General features: G+C 66.9%; 14 protein-coding genes. 1 reads left to right on the forward strand and 13 read right to left on the reverse strand.

The window, feature by feature from the left end:
* Positions 1–706 precede the first annotated feature (706 nt).
* From Q8S38_RS23890 to Q8S38_RS23945, 12 genes are all read right to left on the reverse strand, one after another.
* On the reverse strand, positions 707–2,053 hold the full coding sequence (locus Q8S38_RS23890; protein WP_305682815.1) for a UDP-glucose dehydrogenase family protein: 1,347 nt from the start codon (positions 2,051–2,053) through the stop codon (positions 707–709).
* A gap of 117 nt (positions 2,054–2,170) precedes the next feature.
* Positions 2,171–3,583, reverse strand: coding sequence for a mannose-1-phosphate guanylyltransferase/mannose-6-phosphate isomerase (locus Q8S38_RS23895; protein WP_305682816.1), 1,413 nt, complete (start codon positions 3,581–3,583; stop codon positions 2,171–2,173).
* Positions 3,584–4,116: 533 nt separating this feature from the next.
* On the reverse strand, positions 4,117–4,374 hold the full coding sequence (locus Q8S38_RS23900) for a hypothetical protein (RefSeq protein ID WP_305682817.1): 258 nt from the start codon (positions 4,372–4,374) through the stop codon (positions 4,117–4,119).
* A 184-nt stretch (positions 4,375–4,558) separates the two neighbouring features.
* Positions 4,559–5,341 carry an enoyl-CoA hydratase gene (locus Q8S38_RS23905; RefSeq protein WP_305682818.1) on the reverse strand — a complete coding sequence of 261 codons (783 nt, stop codon included), beginning with the start codon at positions 5,339–5,341 and terminating at the stop codon, positions 4,559–4,561.
* Positions 5,342–5,383: 42 nt separating this feature from the next.
* Positions 5,384–7,021, reverse strand: coding sequence for an ABC transporter ATP-binding protein (locus tag Q8S38_RS23910; protein ID WP_305682819.1), 1,638 nt, complete (start codon positions 7,019–7,021; stop codon positions 5,384–5,386).
* Positions 7,022–7,035: 14 nt separating this feature from the next.
* Positions 7,036–7,962: an ABC transporter permease gene (locus tag Q8S38_RS23915; protein WP_371125960.1), complete on the reverse strand. Its 927-nt coding sequence runs from the start codon at positions 7,960–7,962 to the stop codon at positions 7,036–7,038.
* Entirely contained in the window at positions 7,959–8,900 is a 942-nt protein-coding gene (locus Q8S38_RS23920; protein ID WP_305682820.1) for an ABC transporter permease, read from the reverse strand. The genes Q8S38_RS23915 and Q8S38_RS23920 overlap by 4 nt, the downstream gene beginning before the upstream one ends.
* Before the next feature lie 193 nt (positions 8,901–9,093).
* Positions 9,094–10,659 (reverse strand): ABC transporter substrate-binding protein, encoded by a 1,566-nt coding sequence (locus tag Q8S38_RS23925; RefSeq protein WP_305682821.1) that lies wholly within the window; start codon positions 10,657–10,659, stop codon positions 9,094–9,096.
* Between the two features lie 91 nt (positions 10,660–10,750).
* Complete coding sequence (locus tag Q8S38_RS23930; protein ID WP_305682822.1) at positions 10,751–11,887, reverse strand: M20/M25/M40 family metallo-hydrolase; 1,137 nt, start codon at positions 11,885–11,887, stop codon at positions 10,751–10,753.
* A gap of 11 nt (positions 11,888–11,898) precedes the next feature.
* Positions 11,899–13,059 carry a M20 aminoacylase family protein gene (locus Q8S38_RS23935; protein WP_305682823.1) on the reverse strand — a complete coding sequence of 387 codons (1,161 nt, stop codon included), beginning with the start codon at positions 13,057–13,059 and terminating at the stop codon, positions 11,899–11,901.
* A 31-nt stretch (positions 13,060–13,090) separates the two neighbouring features.
* On the reverse strand, positions 13,091–14,590 hold the full coding sequence (locus Q8S38_RS23940; RefSeq protein ID WP_305682824.1) for a M81 family metallopeptidase: 1,500 nt from the start codon (positions 14,588–14,590) through the stop codon (positions 13,091–13,093).
* A 121-nt stretch (positions 14,591–14,711) separates the two neighbouring features.
* Positions 14,712–15,485 carry a ferredoxin--NADP reductase gene (locus Q8S38_RS23945; RefSeq protein WP_305682825.1) on the reverse strand — a complete coding sequence of 258 codons (774 nt, stop codon included), beginning with the start codon at positions 15,483–15,485 and terminating at the stop codon, positions 14,712–14,714.
* Positions 15,486–15,816: 331 nt separating this feature from the next.
* Here Q8S38_RS23945 and pepT point away from each other — a divergent pair, with 331 nt between their 5' ends.
* Complete coding sequence (pepT, locus tag Q8S38_RS23950; protein WP_305682826.1) at positions 15,817–17,055, forward strand: peptidase T; 1,239 nt, start codon at positions 15,817–15,819, stop codon at positions 17,053–17,055.
* Here the strand turns inward: pepT and Q8S38_RS23955 are convergent.
* Positions 17,048–17,320, reverse strand: coding sequence for a hypothetical protein (locus Q8S38_RS23955; protein WP_305682827.1), 273 nt, complete (start codon positions 17,318–17,320; stop codon positions 17,048–17,050). The genes pepT and Q8S38_RS23955 overlap by 8 nt on opposite strands.
* Positions 17,321–17,388: the final 68 nt, after the last annotated feature.

Consider the following 17,388-nt stretch of genomic DNA (forward strand, 5'->3'; position numbering starts at 1 on the left):
TAACCGGAGGCTGATCAGAAACGAACGCGACGATATGCAAAGGGCCCCGATCGGGGCCCTTTGCATATCGTCCTCCGGCGCCGCCACTGGCCTGCTTTTACTCCGCCCCGATGGCCTGGAATCCGACCGCCGTTGACACGATTGCCAATGTGCGACCCGACTGCGCCAAGGCAACGAAATCATCGACCTGCGGCAGTGAAAGCGGCGCGCGCATCAGTGTCTCCAATTAAACTCCAGCCGTTAATCTATTTTTAACTCTCCTCTCGGTCAACGCAGATTGCTTTCCGACCCCGAAACTCTCCGGGTAATGGTAAATATCGGCATTGAACTCCTGACGGCGAGCGGCGCTGGGGCCAACGCACGCGCCACCATCCCGGATCTCGCAACCGGATGGAGCCATAGCGCTCAAGCTTGACCGTTCAGGACGCGCTACTGCGTGCTGCTGCAATGTCTGGGTGTGCGGGGGCTGGCCCGGAACCGAGCGCTATGACGTTGCGGCGATGGCGCAAGGCCGGCACATCCCCGCCGGCCGGACCATGCCCGAGACACGCTGTCTCCAGGGCTGGTATGATCGGCGATCGACCCGGGCTCGCCCGGCGGACACCGGCCGACCCCGGGAGATCCCCGTCAGGCAAGTCTCAGACTCGCTGCCCGTCAGACGCGCGGACGGGAGCGAGGCCGACAGTCTACGGCGAGACCCGGCGCGTCAGGCCGCGTTTTCGTTTGACTTCGCCTCGGGGGTCATCACGCCCCGGCCGATATCGACATAGGTGAAGCCTTTGCCGCGGATCTGCTCGGCCCGGTAGACGTTGCGCAGATCGGCCAGGATGGGCGTGACCATCGCAGCCTTGATGCGGTCGAAATCCAGCGCCCGGAAGATGTTCCACTCGGTGACGATGACCGCCGCATCGGCCCCCTCGACGCATTCATAGGCGTCCTTGCAATAGACCACGCCCGGCGGCAGCATTGTCTTTGCCTGCTCCATGCCCTCGGGATCGAAGGCCCGGATGCTCGCCCCGCCATCCTGCAGCGCGGTCACGATCGCCAGCGACGGCGCATCGCGCATGTCGTCGGTGTTGGGCTTGAAGGTCAGCCCCAGCACCGCGATCGTCTTGCCGCGCACCGAGCCGCCGCAGGCGGCGACGACCTTCTTGGCCATCGCCCGCTTGCGCTGGTCGTTCACCGACGCGACCGTCTCGACGATCCGCGACGGCGTGCCGTAATCCTGCGCCGTCTTGATCAGCGCGAGCGTGTCCTTGGGAAAGCAGGAACCGCCATAGCCGGGCCCGGCATGCAGGAACTTGCCGCCGATGCGGTTGTCGAGGCCCATGCCGCGCGCGACGTCCTGGACGTTGGCGCCGACCTGCTCGCACAGATCCGCCATCTCGTTGATGAAGGTGATCTTGGTCGCGAGGAACGCGTTGGCGGCATATTTGGTGAGCTCGGCCGTCCGGCGGCTGATGTTCAGGATCGGCGCGCTGTTGAGATAGAGGGGCCGGTAGACATCGGCCATCACCGCCTGCGCGCGCAGATCGTCCGTGCCGATGACGATTCGGTCGGGGCGCTTGAAGTCCTCGATCGCGGCGCCCTCGCGCAGGAACTCCGGGTTCGACACCACGGCGAAATCGGCGTCGGGACGCAGATCGCGGATGATGCGCTCGACCTCGTCGCCGGTTCCGACCGGTACGGTCGATTTGGTGACGATGACGGTATAGCCGTTGAGCGCATGCGCGATCTCGCGCGCCGCGGCATAGACATAGGACAGGTCGGCGAAGCCATCTCCGCGACGCGACGGCGTGCCGACCGCGATGAACACCGCATCGGCCTGGGCGACAGGCCCGGCGAGATCGGTCGTGAAGGAGAGACGCCCCGCCTCGGCATTGCTGCGCACCAGATCGGCCAGCCCCGGCTCGAAGATCGGGATCTCGCCCTGCTTCAGCGCCGTGATCTTGCTTTCCATCTTGTCGACGCAGACGACCTCATGGCCGAAATCCGCAAAGCAGGCGCCGGACACGAGCCCGACATATCCTGACCCGACCATGACGATTTTCATCGGCGTTCTCCAGCAGCGCCCGGCAAGAGCGGAAACGGTTGATACGAAATGGGAGGGAAGGCCTCTCGCGACCGCAACAGCGAGCATCGCCCGCCATCGCGCGATCACCCTCCCGAACTAGGCTCTGGCGTAGATATCCTCGATGCGGATGATGTCGTCTTCGCCTGTATAGCTTCCGACCTGGACCTCGATCAATTCGAGTTCGATCTTGCCGGGGTTGTAAAGCCGATGCGTGCAACCGATCGGCAGATAGATCGACTCGTTTTCGTGGACATGGCTGACCTTGCCGTCCAGCGTGACCTCGGCCGTGCCGCGCACCACGACCCAGTGCTCGGAACGATGGAAATGCTTCTGCAGGCTGAGCTTGCCATCCGGCTTGACGTTGATGCGCTTCACCTGGAAACGCGAGCCGATGTCGATGCGCTGATACCAGCCCCAGGGTCTGTAGATCCGCAGATGCTCCGTCGCTTCGGGGCGTCCCGCCTTCTTCAATTGCTCGACGAGCTGCTTCACCTGGCCAGCGGCCGCCTTCGACGAGACCAGAACGGCATCGCGGGTCGCGACGACGACGACATCCTTGAGCCCGATCGTGGTCAGCAGCATGTCGTCGCTGCGCAGCAGTGAATTCGTCGTATCGACCGTGAAGACCGGTCCGCGGAGCACGTTGCCGGCCGCGTCCTTGTCCATCACATCGTAGATCGAATCCCAGGCCCCGATATCGGACCAGTCGAAGGTCGCCGCGATCACCGCAGCGTGCCGGGTCTTTTCCATCACGGCATAGTCGATGGAGATGCGCGTCGCCTGCGCGAAGGCCTTCGCATCGAGCCGCAGGAAATCGAGATCGGATGCCGCGGCGGCAATGGCGTCGCGCGCCGCCGCCAGGACATCCGGCGCGAACTCGTTGAGCTCCTCGATCATGGTGGCGGTCGAGAAAACGAAATTGCCGCTGTTCCACAGGAAGCCTGCGTCCAGATAGCTCTGCGCGGTCACCGCGTCGGGCTTCTCGACGAAACGCTTGAGCCGCTTCATCCGCGGATTGCCGAGGCCCTCGCCCGGCTCGAGATAGCCATAAGCGACCGACGGCGCGCTTGGCACGATGCCGAGCGTCACGATCAGACCGCTGCTCGCCAGCTCGGCCGCAGCCAGACAATCGCCCCGGAACGCCGCGGCGTCCTGAACGACATGGTCGGCCGCCAGAGCCACCGCGACGGCATCGGGCGAGGCCCGGCGCGCCAGCAGCGCACCCACGGCGATGGCGGCGGCGGAATCCCGCCGCTCCGGCTCGAGCACGATCTCGCCTTCGACACCGACCGCCTGCATCTGCTCGGCGACGATGAAACGGAATTCATGGTTGGTGATGATGATCGGGCGGGCAAATGGCGCGCCGGCGACCCGCAGCAATGTCGCCTGAAAGGTCGAGAGCCCTTCGCCCAAAAGCGCGATGAACTGCTTGGGCATCGTGTCGCGGGACAACGGCCAGAGTCGCGTACCAGCACCACCAGCGAGAATCACAGGAACAATCAATGTCATGCCTATCGCTTCCGCAACGTATGTGGGCCGCTAGCAGACCCAAAATGACAATACAATCGACGGACTTACCAACCCAACCGGGTCCTCGTCGATCCGCTCTCGTCTCAAATCAAACCCATTCGGGCAACGAAATGGTGGTGGGGTTAATCGCACGAAGCCCGCTCTTCCCGGGCTTCGGTTCACGGCGGGCTCGACATCTGCCGTAACGCCTCCTCAAATTCAGCCCGCCAGTTAAATTCATGGTAGTTCAGTACTGTGACAGCTGTTCTGCACCGAGGAACATCGATACAAGGCTCGCCGCAAACAAAATCAAGCACGGACCATGCCAGCATGGCCCGCCGTTGCGTCGAGCGCGACCGACAGCGCGCGATGGTCAGTTTCTGGCTCCACGACCACAGGCGTTGCGACGGAGGCGCGCCTCTCTCTTCATGCGCAGAAAGCGCACATGTCGCAGCATCACGGCGGGAACAGAAGACTGTGCGATGGCCGCGCTCTCCCCGGGGATATTGTGCGGTGATCGTCCGGTGACGGCCTCAATGGGCCGCCCACGGCTCTTCCCGCGATAGCGTCAGGATCGGATCGACGCAGATGAAGGGAGCGCTCGGCAAGCCACCTGCTTCCAGTCCGATCGAACGGCTGACGAAGGATTTATAGCCCAGCCACGAACCGATGACGCGGCTGCAGCCGCCGCAGGACACGAGCGCCTCATCGACGATGGTCGCCGGAATCGCGATCGAAGGGGAGCCGCACTCGCAGGCCGCGAACTGGGCCTTGCCGGGGATCCGGGTCATGTGACGCTCCCACTGCCGTTCCGTTACCGAACGCTGCGCGAGCAAGATCGAGGCCAACCTCAACTGACCCAAATCGGTGCAATACGGGCGCGGCCGTTGCGCCGGTCCGCGACGGACGCGCCAGCGGGGCGCCGCCGTGCCCCGGGAGCCCGCGCGCGCTGCCGCGGAGGGCTGGCGCGACCGGTCAGCGGCCCTGCCAGCGCGGGGCCCGCTTGGCCAGGAAGGCTTCCATGCCTTCCCGGAAATCGGCGCTGGTGTAGCACATCACCACGAGGTCATCCCCGCCATCGGCCGGCGCCGCGGCGCTGGCGAGGCGGCGCAGCGCCTCCTTCGTCGCGCGCATCGTCAACGGCGCATGCCCCGCGATCGTCGTCGCCAAATCCCGCGCCCGCGCCATCAGCGCAGCGTGATCGGGAAGAACCTCGCTGTAGAGCCCGATGCGATGGCCTTCCTGCGCCTCGATCAGCCGCGCCGTGAAGACGATGTCCTTGACCCGAGCCGGCCCCAGCAGCGCCGCCAGCCGGGCGTAGTTCGCCATCGACAGGCAATTGCCGAGCGTCCGCGCGATCGGATAGCCGAAGCGCGCCGATCCGGTGGCGATCCGGAGATCGCAGGCGCAGGCGATGCTGCCGCCGCCGCCCGTCGCAGCCCCGGAGATCGCCGCGATGGTCGGGATCGGGCAGGACTCGATCGCGGTGATGACGGCCTCGATCTTGTCCTCATAGGCCAGCGCGTCTTCGGGCGTCGCGAAGGCCCGGAACTGCGCGATGTCGGTGCCGGCCGCAAAGGCCTGCTCGCCTGCCCCCGTGACGATGAGCACCTTGGGGGCGCCATGCGCGGACGGATCGGCGCAGATCGCGGCCAGCCGCTCATACATCGCGAAGGTCAGGGCGTTGCGCGCCTGGGGCCGGTTCAGCGTGATCGTGCCGATCCCGCCCTCCACCGCGTAGAGGATCTCGTCGTCCATGCGCCCGCCGCCTTCGCCCCGGAAAGGAGCCGGACTATCCGGTCAGCCCGGGACAGCGTCAACGGCGACGCTTGTCGAAAACTCTCGTCCCGGCGCCGCCTCGATCAGAGCCCGGGTATAGGGATGGGCCGGCGCGGAGAACACTTGCGCGGTCGCACCCTGCTCGACGATGACGCCCTTCTCCATGACCACGATCCGGTCGCAGATCTGCGCCGCCACGCGCAGATCGTGGGTGATGAACAGGATCGCCAGGTTGAAGCGCTCCTGCACATCGGCCAGCAGCGCCAGCACCTGCTTCTGCACGGACACATCGAGCGCGGAAACCGCCTCGTCGGCGATCAGGATGTCGGGCTCCATCGCGAGCGCCCGCGCGATCGCGATGCGCTGGCGCTGACCACCGGAGAACTGATGCGGGTAGCGTTCGAGCGCGTTCGGCTGCAGGCCCACCAGCGCCATCAGGTCCTGCGCCCGCTGCAACGCGTCACTCGCGCTCAACCCGAAATTCATCGGCCCTTCCACGATCGAAGCGCCGACGGTGCGCCGCGGATTGAGCGAGCGGAACGGGTCCTGGAACACGACCTGGATCTTGCGGCGATAGGGCCGCAGCCGCCGCTCGGGCAGTTGCGCAATGTCGATGTCGGGCACCAGGATGGACCCGACGCTCGGCGGCATCAGCCGCGCGACGCAGCGCGCCACCGTCGTCTTGCCGGAACCGGATTCGCCGACGATGCCGACGGTCTCGCCACGCCGGACCTTGATCGCGACATCCTTGGCGGCATGCACGAGGCGCTCCTTCCGGAACAGCGCCTTGGAGCTGTAGGTCTTGCCGAGCCCGACCGTCTCCAGCGCCAGCGGGCCGGCGACAGGCTTGCGGATGGCGGGCTTGAGGCTCGGCACCGCGGCGATCAGCATCTGCGTATAGGGGTGCTGCGGCCGGGTCAGGATATCGGCGGCCGGTCCCTGCTCGACCACACGCCCCTTCTCCATCACCACGACGCGATCGGCGATCTCGGCAACGACGCCGAAATCATGGGTGATGAACAACACGCCGGTGCCGCGCCGGCTCTGCATGTCCTTGATCAGCCGCCGGATCTGCGCCTGCGGGGTGACGTCGAGCGCCGTCGGCGGCTCGTCGGCGATCAGCAGCGCCGGATCGAGGATCAGCGCGGCGGCGATCATCACGCGCTGGCGCTGCCCGCCCGAGATCTGGTGCGGGTAGGAGGCGTGCATCCGCTCCGGCTCGGGCAGGCGCATCGATTCCAGCATCGCGAGCACCTGCGCGCGCCGCTCGGTGGGCCCGAGATCGGTGTGGATGCGCAGCACCTCCTCGATCTGGTCGCCGATCGTCAGCACCGGGTTCAGCGCCGTCATCGGCTCCTGGAAGATCATCGCCATGCGGTCGCCGCGCAGCGCCCGCAGCCGCTGGGGCGACGCCGTCAGCAGATCCTCCCCCTCCAGCCTGATCGCACCCGCGACCGGCTTGAGGGCCTTGGCGAGCAGGCCCATGACGGAAAAGGCGGTGACGGACTTGCCGGAGCCGGATTCGCCGACGACGCAGACGATCTCGCCGGCCGCAACGCTGATCGAGACGTCGTCGACCGCCCTCGCCCGGTCGCCGCCGCCCGGCAGCGCGATGCTCAAGCCCGCGATTTCGAGGACGGGTGTGGGCGCGTTGTTCATCGGCCAGCCATCGTTCACCGTCCCGCCATTTTGGGATCGAGCGTGTCGCGCAGGCCGTCGCCGAGCATGTTCACCGCCAGCACGGTGATGCCCAGGAAAATGCCCGGATAGAGGATGTTGTGCGGGAAGACGCGGAACAGGTTGCGCCCCTCGGCCATGATGTTGCCCCAGGTCGGGATTTCCGGGGGGATGCCGATGCCGAGGAAGGACAGGATCGCCTCGACCAGGATCGCCGACGCGGCGATGAAGGTGCCCTGCACGATCAGGGGCGCGATCGTGTTGGGCAGGATATGGCGCACCATCAGCTTGGGCAGGCGCGTGCCCGCCATGATCGCGGCCTCGACATAGGGCTCCTCGCGCACCGACAGCACGATCGAGCGCACCACCCGCACCACGCGCGGGATCTCCGGCACGATGATCGCGATGATCACCGAGGTCAGCCCGCTGCGAAACAGCGAGACCACGGCAATGGCCAGCAGGATGCCCGGTATCGCCATCAACCCGTCCATGAAGCGCATGATGACACCGTCGAGCGGGCGGACATAACCGGCGATCAGCCCGATCACGAGCCCGATCGCGATAGCCACCGACGCGACCGAGACCGCGATCAGGAGCGACACCCGCGCGCCATAGACGACGCGGCTATAGACGTCGCGGCCGAGCGAATCCGTTCCCATCCTGTGCTTGAACACCGTGGTCGAGCCGTCATCGGCGCGAATCGTGCGCTCGAAACCCGGCAGGCGGTTGCGCGTGCTCGGGTTGATCGCGGTCGGGTCGATCGTGCCGAGCCAGGGCGCGAACAGCCCCAGCAGCGTCATCAGCATCAGCACCGTGCTGCCGATCGCGACGACCGGATTGCGGGCGAGGCGCTTCAGCACGGTCCGCGTCGGCGGCGCCGGCTCGGCCGCGACGGGAGCGAGAAGGGTTGGCTCGGCGCTCAATAGCGGATCCTCGGATCGAACAGGCTGTAGGCGAGGTCGATCAGCAGGTTGATGCCGACATACACGCCCGAGAACAGCAGGATCACGGCCTGGATGGTGGGATAATCGCGGGCGAGCACGGCATCGACGGTGAGCCGCCCGAGGCCGGGGATCGAGAACACGCTTTCCGTCACCACCACCCCGCCGATCAGGAGTGCGATCCCGATGCCGACGACGGTGACGATCGGCACCGCCGCATTCTTCAGCGCATGGCGGAACAGGATCTTGCGCTCGACCTGCCCCTTGGCGCGGGCCGTGCGGATATAGTCCTCGTTCAGAACCTCGAGCACGCTGGCGCGCGTCATCCGCGCGATCAGCGCGATGTAGATCACCGACAGCGTCACCGCGGGCAGCACGAGCCTGTGCAGAAAGCCGCCCAACCCGCCCGACAGCGGCTGGTAGCCCTGCACGGGAAACCAGCCCAGCGTGATCGCGAAGACATAGATCAAGGCATAGCCGATGACGAAGACGGGCACGGAAAAACCGAGCACCGAGAAGCCCATCACGACGCGGTCGATCCAGGAGCCGTGCTTGTAGGCGGCCAGCACGCCGAGCGGGATCGCCACGCTGATCGCGATCAGCATCGTCGCAAACGCCAGCGACAGCGTCGGCTCGATCCGCCCGACGATGAGCTCGCCGATCGGCTTCTTGAAGAAGAAGCTCTCGCCGAGATTGCCCTGCAGGAGATTGCCGGCCCAGATCAGGAACTGCGTCAGGATCGGCTGGTCGAGACCGAGCCGGTTGCGGATCAGCGCAATCTGCTCGGTGGTGGCGTTGTCGCCGGCGATGACCGCCGCCGGATCGCCCGGCGTCAGTCGCAGCATCAGGAAGACCAGGACGGCAACGATCACCAGCACGGGAATCGTCGCCAGCAGGCGCCGCAGGATATAGCTGGCCATCAGCGGCTGGTCCGCAGGCTTGGGCTCAGGCAAGCCCTCATCAAGAGGGGGCCCGCAGGGCCGTCTGGAAGGACGCTCCGGATCGCTCGGGAGCCTCCGCGACCATCCTTCGAGACGCCATTCCTGACGGAATGGCTCCTCAGGATCAGGGCTGAGGGACCATCAGCCCAAGCGGTAGACGGGTTCATACCGCTCACTTCTTCTCGACGTTCCAGAACACCGGCGCCGGCGCCGTCAGGATGCCGGTCAGGCGGGTGCGCGCCGCGATCGGGACATTGTACTGGCCGAGATGGACATGGGTGACGATCTCGCGCCAGCGCATCTGCACGGCCTCTGCGATCGCCTTCTGCTTGGCCGGATCGGGCTCGCGGGCGAAGTCGTCGCGCAGCTTCTCCATCTGCGCGTCGCAGGGCCAGCCGAAGGCGGCCTTGTCGCAGCTCGCATTGAAGAAGCCGGCCATCACCGGATTGAGAATGTCGGCCGAGACCCAGGAGGTCTGCATCAGGTTCCAGCCGCCCTTGTCGACCGGGTCCTTGCGGACGCGGCGCGACACCACGGTCTGCCAGTCGGAGGACTGCATATCGACCTTGAAGCCGCCCTTCTCGAGCAGCTGCTTGGCGACGGGCCCGAGATTGGTCAGCGACTGCAGGTCGGTCGAGTGCAGCAGCACGATCGGCTTGCCGTCATAGCCGGCCTCCTTGAGCAGTTCCTGCGACTTCTTGAAGTTCGATTCGAGCAGCCCCTCCATGCCCTTCTCGGAGGCGAGCTGCGTGCCGCAGACGAACATCGCCTTGCAGACGTTGTAGTATTCCGGGTTGCCGACGGTCGCCTCGAGGAAGTCCTTCTGGTTGAGCGCATAGGTCACGGCCTGCCGGATCTTCGGATTGTCGAAGGGCGGCTGCGTGTGGTTGAACCGCATCGTGTATTGCAGGCCGAGCGGGTTGTAGTTCCACAGCTTGATGTTCTTATCGCCGGCCAGGAGCGGGATCAGGTCGAAGGCCGGCTGCTCGACCATGTCGATCTCGCCGGCGAGCAGGGCGTTGACCGCCTGCTGCTGGTCGGACATTGCGAGCCACTCGATGCGATCGACCTTGGCGACCTTGCCGCCGGCCAGGCCCGAAGCGGGTTCAGCGCGCGGCTTGTAGTCCTTGAACTTGGTGTAGACGATCTTGTCGCCCGGCTTCCACTCATCGAGCTTCAGCACGAAGGGTCCCGAGCCGACGAATTCCGAGATCTGGGTGTTGGGGTCGGTCTTCGCCACGCGCTCGGGCATCATGAACGGCACGTTCGACGACGGCTTGCCGAGGCCGAAAATCAACAGGCCCGTCGGGGACTTCAGCTTCACCGTGAAGGTCTTGGCGTCGTCGGCGGTGATCGTGTCGACGAAGGTCATCAGCTTCTGGCCGACGGGGTCCTTGGCCGACCAGCGCGTGATCGAGGCGATGCAGTCGGCAGTGGTGACCGGCTTGCCGTCATGCCAGGTGAGGCCGTCGCGCAGCGTGAACTTGTACGTCAGCTTGTCCGGCGATTCCGTGAAGCTATCGACCATCTGCGGCTTGATGTTGCCGGCCTCGTCCATCGAGAACAGCGTGTCGTAGATCATGTAGCCGTGGTTGCGGACGATATAGGCCGTCGTCCAGATCGGATCGACGATCTTCACGTCGGAATGCATGACGATCTTCAAGGTCTGCGCCTGCGCGAGCGAGGCTCCGGCGACGATCGCGCAAGCGGCCGCCAGTGTCTTCAAACGCAATGTCATGGTGCTCTCCCCTCAACGTTTCCGGCTCGATCGACGCGCCTTGTTCTATGCAGGCACTGTGCCACGGGCGGGCCATGCTCGCCCGGCGTCCTCACGCGGTCAACCGCACCAGGAGACCGGCCATCAGCCGCGTCCGCTGCGCCAGGCTGTCGACCTCGATATGCTCCCCCAGCGTATGATAGCCGGCTCCGAGCAGCCCGAGCCCGTCGAGCGAGGCGATGCCCTCGGCGCCGGTAAAATTCGCATCCGAGCCGCCTCCGGCCGAGCCATGCTCCAGCGCCCAGCCGAGCTCGGCGGCGACCTCGCGCGCCAGCCCAAACAGCGCCAGCGTCGCCGCATTGGGCTCCCAGACCGGGCGGGTGACGCCGCGGCTGACGGTGAAGCGCGTGCCGTCGTCATTCTGCAGGCTCAGCGCCAGCATGCGCTCAACGCCGCGGTCGAGATCCTCCTGCCGTTTGGCCATGCTCAGCGCCTCGGCGCAGCAGGTCGTCGGCACGCAGTTGACCCATTGCCCGCCCTGGATCACGCCGACGCTGAAGGTGCAGTCGTCATCCGTCATCGCCTCGATCGCGAGCAGTTGCTGCGCCATCATGCTGATCGCGGAGCGGCCGTTCTTGAGCTGCGATCCGGCATGGCTCGGCCGCCCCTCGGCGAGCAGGTTGAAGCGTGCGATCGCATAGCGCCCGGTGACGACGCCGTTGCCAGGCCGCCCCGGCTCGGGAACCAGGATGAAGCGGTGCCGGCGCGCCTGCTCGAGGATCAACTCGCGCGTGCCGGGGCTGCCGATCTCCTCGTCGCTGGTGAAGAGCACGCTGACCGGCAGCGGCGTCTCGATGCCCGCCTTGGCCAACGCGATGATCGCCTGCAACCCGGCATAGGCGCCACCCTTCATGTCGAGGATGCCCGGCCCGTAGCAGCGCCAGCCGTCGCGCCGGAAGGGCAGCGTCTTCAGCGTGCCGACCGGATGCACCGTGTCGAGATGCGACATCATCAGGATGCCCGGCTCGCCCTGCAGCGGATGCGGGAAGTCGCCGCGCACGCAGTCGCCGAGCCCGGGCGGGCCGGGAAAGCGCGTGACGCTCGCCCCCGCCGCGACGAGTTCGCTCGCCGCGAAATCCATCATCCGGTTCACGGCCGCGACGTCGAAGGTCGGGCTCTCGCATTCGATCCAGGGCCGCAGGCCCGCGAGCAGGCTGTCGAGATCGAGGGGCAGATCGGCGGGGTTCATGCGGGGCGCTCTCAGGCTTTGCTGCGCGTTTCGACGAGGCGCGCCAGCAGGCTCGCCCCGATCGGCAGGATGCCGTCATCGAGCACGAAGGCCGGGTTGTGGACCGGCACGCTGCCGGCGTGTCCCACCCAGGCATAGGCGCCCGGCACCACGCGCAGCATGTCGGCGAAATCCTCGCTGCCCATCACCGGCTTCGGCTCGGTCAGGACGTTGCCCGCCCCAACGATCTCGGTGGCGACAGCCGCCGTCGCGATCGCTTGCTCGGGATGGTTCACCAGCACGTCGAAGATGCCGCGGATGTCGATGTCGATCTGCACGCCGAAGGTCAGCGCCATGCCGGCGCAGATCTCGCGCATGCGCTCGCGGATCAGCTTGGCGATCTCGGGCGAGAAGGTTCGCACCGTGCCGGCCAGCACCGCCTCCTCCGGGATCACGTTATAGGCCGAGCCGGCATGGATCTGCGTGATCGACAGCACCGCCGCCTCGCGCGGATCGGCGTTGCGGCTGACGATCGTCTGCAGCGCCGCCGCCAGCGAGATCGCGACGATGACCGGGTCGCGCCCGACATGGGGCATGGCGCCATGGCTGCCCTTGCCGGTGATCTTGATGTCGAAGAAATCCGCGCCCGCCATCGCCGGACCGGGGAAGACCGCGATCTGGCCGGGGTCGAGGTTAGGCGCATTGTGGATGCCGTAGATCTCGTCGCAGGGAAAGCGCTCGAACAGGTTGTCGGCGAGCATGGCCCGGGCCCCGCCGAGCCCCTCCTCCGCCGGCTGGAACACGAAGATGGCGGTGCCCGCAAATCCACGATTCTCGGCGAGATAGCGCGCCGCCCCCAGCAGCATCGTGGTGTGGCCGTCATGGCCGCAGGCATGCATCCGGCCCGGAATGGTCGAGCGCCAGGGCAGGTTGGTGATCTCGTCCATCGGCAGCGCGTCCATGTCGGCGCGCAGGCCGATGCGCCGGCCCGGCCCGCCCGTGCCTTCGAGGATACCGACCACGCCGGTGCCGCCGATGCCGCGATGCACCTCGATGCCCCAGGCCGCCAGCTTCTCGGCGACAATGCCCGACGTCCGGACCTCCTCGAAGCCGATCTCGGGATGGGCGTGGAGATCGCGGCGGATGGCGACGAGCTCGTCCGTGAAGGCCTCGATCGCGGTCAGGGCAGGCATGGCAAGCAACTCCGGGAGGGTTGGGGGGCGATCAGCCGAAGACGGGGCCGAGCGGCGCGGTGCGCAGGCCCGGGCGCAGATGCTTCCAGGGCAGAACGGAAGGATCGACCGGCATCGGGCCGGGCGCGGCGCAGACCAGAATCGAATGCGCGATCGGCTCGAAATCGGCGCGGAAATGCACCGAACTCTTGTTGACGAGGATCGCCTGCTCGGTCGGCTCGATGCCGACCTGCCGGTACATCGCCTGGTCGGCCATCTGCGCCTTGCGCGAGGCGACGACGATGCGGACCCCGCCGATCCGCAGCGCCGCGCAGGCCCCGAGATTCATCCGCGATCCCCCGAAGAACGGGCCGGGCGCCACGAAGCGCCCGTCCGACAACTGCTCGACGACGAACTCGCCTTCGAGCGGGACATCGCCGGGAATGCCGGACTTGGCGCCGAGCGCAGCCTTGATCGTCGCTCCGACGCCCGCCTCATGCGCCTGGCGCGCCACCTCGGGATCGACGATCAGCCCGATCGCCGCCCGCTGTGCGCCGTTGCGGACGAGCGCGCGCGCCATGCCCATCGTGTCGGAATCGCCGCCCGCCCCCGGATTGTCCTGCGTGTCGGAGATGACGATCGGCTTTGTCGCTCCTTGCGCCAGCGCCATCGCAGCCAGCACGCCCTCGTCCGGTGCGAAGACCTTGCCGTTGAAGGCCGCCTCGCTCGCCAGCACGCGCGCCGTCACGGCGTCGGCCGCCCGGTCGGCGTCGCCTTGCGTCGCGCCATAGGCGACGACCGTCGGCCCGCAATCGGCGAAATCGGCCGCCGGAAAGCCCGGCAGGAAGGACAGCGTCGGCACGCTCTCGTCCTCGAGCGCGGCGAGTTCGGCATAGATCGTCGCGCACGGCTCCATCGCGGTGGCCTGCCAGGCGATCGGGATCAGATAGGGGATCTGCCGGAAGGCCTTCGCGTCACGCTTCGCCGTGCCGATCAGCCGCGCGAGATAGGTTGTCGCGCGGCTCCCCGTCAGGGCCATGTCGACATGGGGGTAGGTCCGGTAGGCGACGAGCGCATCGGCGCTGTCGACCATCAGCTGCGTGACATTGCCGTGCAGGTCGAGGCTGGCGACGAGCGGCACATTCGGGCCGATGGCGGCGCGCACCCGCCGCAGCGTCTCGCCCTCCCCGTCGGGAAAGCCCTCCGCCACCATGGCGCCGTGCAGATCGAGATAGACCCCGTCGAGCGGCAGCGCTGCCGTGATGGCCTCGACCAGCTCGCTCAGCAGCGTCTCGAAGGCCTCCGCCGTGACATGGGCGGAGGGGCTGGCGGCGCACCACAAGGTCGGCACCATCTCCCAGCCGAGCCCGCGCGCGGTCTCGACGAAGCCCGATGCGCCGACATTGACGTTGCGCACCGCCTCGAACACGTCCTCGCCTCGCGCCAGCGACGGCCAGCCGCCCCCTTGGACGAAGGCGTCGAGACCCGCCTTGCTCGGCGCGAAGGTATTGGTCTCGTGCAGGAACCCGCCGAAGGCGATGCGAGGCGACATGAGGCGGCGGCTCCGGGCGAACGGCAAGACCGGTGCAGGTCATCACGCCCGCCGGACCGCTTCAAGCGCGAAATCGCGCTGTCTGCCTACACGACGGGCAGTGCCGTTGCGCCAACCCGCCTCATTTTTCGACGAAGGCGCGCTCCACCACATAGGTCGCCGGCGTCGAGCTCGAGCCCTCGACGAAGCCGCGCCCCTCGAGCTGGACCTTCATGTCCGCGAGCATCGCCGGGCTGCCGCAGAGCATGACGCGGTCATGCGCGGCATCGGCCATCGGCAGACCCAGCGAGCTGAACCAGTCCTCCGAGGCGAAGAGCTCCGTCACGCGCCCGCGATTGGGATAGTCTTCGCGGGTGACGGTCGGGTGATAGATCAGCTGCGCCGAGACCATCTCGCCGATCAGCTCGTCGGCCGGCAGGTCCTTGCGGATGAAGCTCTCATAGGCCAGCTCCGAGACCAGTCGCACGCCATGGATCAGGACGATCTTCTCGAAGCGCTCATAGGTCGTGGGATCGCGGATCAGGCTCATGAAGGGCGCCAGCCCCGTCCCGGTCGAGAGGAAATACAGGTTGCGGCCGGGCAGCAGATTGTCGTGCAGCAGCGTTCCGGTGGCCTTGCGGCCGATCAGGATCTCGTCGCCGGGCACGATGTTCTGCAACCGCGAGGTCAGCGGCCCGTTGGGCACCTTGATGCTGAGGAACTCGAGTTCGTCATCGTAGGGCGCACAGGCCATGCTGTAGGCGCGCAGCAGCGGGCGCCCCTCGACCATCAGGCCGATCATCGCGAACTGGCCGGCCTCGAAGCGGAATGCGGGATTGCGGGTGGTGCGGAAGCTGAACAGCGTGTCGTTCCAGTGATGAACCGACAGGACCTTCTCGACATATTGATTGCTCATGCTCGCTTCTTCCAGTCCGACCCGTTTCGTTCTGCGGTGCTGATCAGGGCAGATCCGGGCCGTGAGGCAGGCCCGTCTCGATGATGCCGGCCACTCCTCTGCGAAGCGAAGGCCGAACGCAAGCGGCCCCGTGCCCCGTTTCGCGCCATAACGCGCGAATCTCGAACTGCGTAGCAGGCCTGACCGCAGCAGGCGCCCCCAATGACAGGTTGAGGCCAGGCACCCAGGCGTCGCATCGTCACCTCGATTTTCGCAACCGGCCTCGCTAAGCGGGAAGCCACCGCCGCACGCCGGACCTGTCGGCGTCCGCACACCCGCCATCGGAGCGAGCATGACCATCCGCGAGCAGTTGATCGAGCGCTTTTTCCGCTATGTCGCGATCGAGAGCCAGAGCGACGCGAACGCCGCGACCCTGCCGAGCACACCGGGCCAGCAGCGTCTCGCCGATCTGCTGGCGGATGAGCTGCGCGGGCTCGGGCTCGAGAACGTCGTCGTGGATGACCACGCCACCGTCACCGCGCTGAAGCGCGGGACGGTTGCGGCCGCCCCCGGGATCGGCTTCATCGCCCATGTCGACACGGTCGATTCCGGCCTCTCGCCGGTCATCCGCCCGCAGATCCTGCGCTTCGAGGGCCAGGACCTCCGCCTGAATGAACAGCACGACATCTGGTTGCGCGTCGCAGACCATCCCGAGATCACGCGTTGGGCGGGGGAGGACGTCATCTTCAGCGACGGCACCAGCGTGCTCGGCGCCGACAACAAGGCAGCCATCGCCATCATCATGACCCTTCTGGCGACGCTGGGCCCCGACGACAGCCATGGTGACATCGCCGTCGCCTTCGTCCCCGACGAGGAGATCGGGCTGCGTGGCGCCAAGGCGCTCGATCTCGCGCGCTTCCCCTGCGACTTCGCCTATACGATCGACTGCTGCGAGGTTGGCGAGGTCGTGATCGAGAACTTCAACGCGGCAGGGGGCGAGATCGTCTTCACCGGCGTCAGCGCCCACCCGATGTCGGCCAAGGGCGTGATGGTCAACCCGCTCCTCATGGCCCATGATTTCATCGCGGCCTTCGACCGCGCCGAGACGCCCGAGCACACCGAGGGCCGCGAAGGCTATGTCTGGTTCATCGAGCTGACGGCCCATGCCAGCCAGGCGCATCTCAAGCTCGCCATCCGCGACTTCGACCGGGAGAGCTTCGCGCGCCGCAAGCGCAAGGTTGCCGAAGTCGCTGACCTGACCGCATCGCGCTATCCGACGGGGCGCGTCTCCTGCACCGTCACCGACACCTATGGCAACATCGCCGACAGCCTCGGCGAGGATCGCCGCAGCGTCGATCGGCTGCTCGCGGGGATGGCAGAGCTGAAGATCGAGCCGAAGCTGATCCCGATGCGCGGCGGCACGGATGGCGCGGCGCTGTCGGCACGGGGCCTGCCCACCCCGAACTTCTTCACCGGCGCCTACAACTTCCACTCGCGCTTCGAATTCCTGCCGGTCCCCGCATTCGAGACCTCCTTCGCGCTCGCGCATGCCATCGTGACAGCGCCGGCCCAGGCGCCCGTCATCAGCTGAGGCGTCGGATGAGCCCCGTCGCGGCGGCGCCATCCGGATCGGGTTCGCCGCAGGCAAAGCCGGGCGAAAAGGCGTCGCAGCGGGTCCTCGCGCCCACCGCAAGCCGCCGCGCATCGGCGACCCGCTTCAGGAAGGCGAGCTTCCAGGGGCATGCCTGGGCGCCGGCCATGCCTGAAGCGTCGCCCTGATCGAACAGACACGCGTTGCAGGGCAGCGCGGTGGCGACGCTGGCCGGCCGCGCGTCGACGGCGGGGAACACGGTCATGATCAAGGTGTCCAACAGGCGGGCAGAGCGATGACGCCAAGCATTGCCATGTCAAAGCTGACCACCGT

Origin of the sequence: Allobosea sp., assembly GCF_030695125.1 — a bacterium.
In the GTDB taxonomy this organism is placed as follows: Bacteria; Pseudomonadota; Alphaproteobacteria; order Rhizobiales; family Beijerinckiaceae; genus Allobosea.